Here is a 1,212-nt window from a genome sequence, read left to right on the forward strand (position 1 = left end):
GTCGAAGATTGGCCCGGACACACTTTCCCCGTTCGCGCGAACGCGTTGTTCAGTCATTGCTGTTTCCTCCAATTCAGTGTTAATACTAAAAGTATCACCATAAGGGGCATATAGGTGTCAATACTAAAAGTATCAATAGAGCAAGTAAAAGCAGCGCGAGCCTTGTTGCAATGGTCGCAAATCGAACTAGCAAACAAATCAGGAGTATCGATTCCGACAATCAAACGGCTAGAGGCTTCAACCGGGGAACTTGGCGGTAGAGAAGAGACGATTGAAGCCATCCGCAAGGCGTTGGAGAACCAAGGCATTCAGTTCCTGGATGAAGGTGACACGGCTAATGGGGTAGGGGTGGTTTTGGTCAATAAGGGTGACTGATGAAAAGAACGCTTGGAGTTCTTTGACGACTTCCCGGCTTGGTTGGATAAACCAATTTCAAAGGAAGTACTAAACAACCAGGATTCTAACTAGCACACGCTGTTCAGAAACATCTTTTTGCTGGTATTCATAGATGAAGCTGCTGGCCCCTGTGCTCGGGTCTGACAGTGCATGACATCTCATCGGGCGAATAGAGACCTTCGCGCAGTAAGACTGCCTCATATGGTTTCAGTGTGGGCAGGACGGTTTCGGCAAATCGTTCTCTTCTCTGACGCAGCTCAGGAAATAGTTCGAAAACCTCGCGCAGCGTTGCGCGATCCATCGCGTCTAGAGAAGTATCGCCGGGGAAAAAGGACTCGGACCACACGCCTTCAACACAAATTAGCTCATGTTGGTCGAAGAGAACGTGAATGTAATGAACTTCTTGGTCGGGTGGGAGTTGGAAAACCATTTCACCATCCAGCAAGCCCTTGGCAGGCGCTAGCATCAAGCTTTCGCCGAAACACAGCTGCATGTCTGGCGAGGTAACAGCAATCCGATGTTGTGGCGAAACCGTCAGATCCCGTGTCGGGCATTTGCGTGAGAAACTACCTGCACGAAAACGAACCGGACAGAGATGCGGACTTTGCTGTAAGTCGCCAACGGTGAGGCGTCGTCTTCCGATCCAGCGAACAGGCTTTGCTGTTCCATCGAAAACTGTCACTAGGTCGCCGGGTTGCAAAGTCTCAATGGGTTTTGAGCCCAGAGGTGTCAAAACCATCGACCCAAGTGTAAAGCATACGAAGGATGGCAAAGTGTCGTAATCTGAAGGAGGTGCAGTAACGATGCTGTTGTTTG

Annotated in this window: 2 protein-coding genes; one reads left to right on the forward strand and one right to left on the reverse strand. The window is 49.8% G+C overall.

The features are described from left to right. The first annotated feature begins 114 nt into the window (after positions 1–114). Positions 115–375, forward strand: coding sequence for a helix-turn-helix domain-containing protein (locus ACR0EL_RS21565; RefSeq protein ID WP_480502218.1), 261 nt, complete (start codon positions 115–117; stop codon positions 373–375). Positions 376–502: 127 nt separating this feature from the next. Here the strand turns inward: ACR0EL_RS21565 and ACR0EL_RS21570 are convergent. Continuing rightward, positions 503–1,212: Hint domain-containing protein (locus ACR0EL_RS21570; RefSeq protein WP_480502220.1), on the reverse strand; the 710-nt coding region annotated here is incomplete at its 5' end.

The sequence above is a fragment of the Ruegeria sp. AH12 genome (assembly GCF_056541465.1).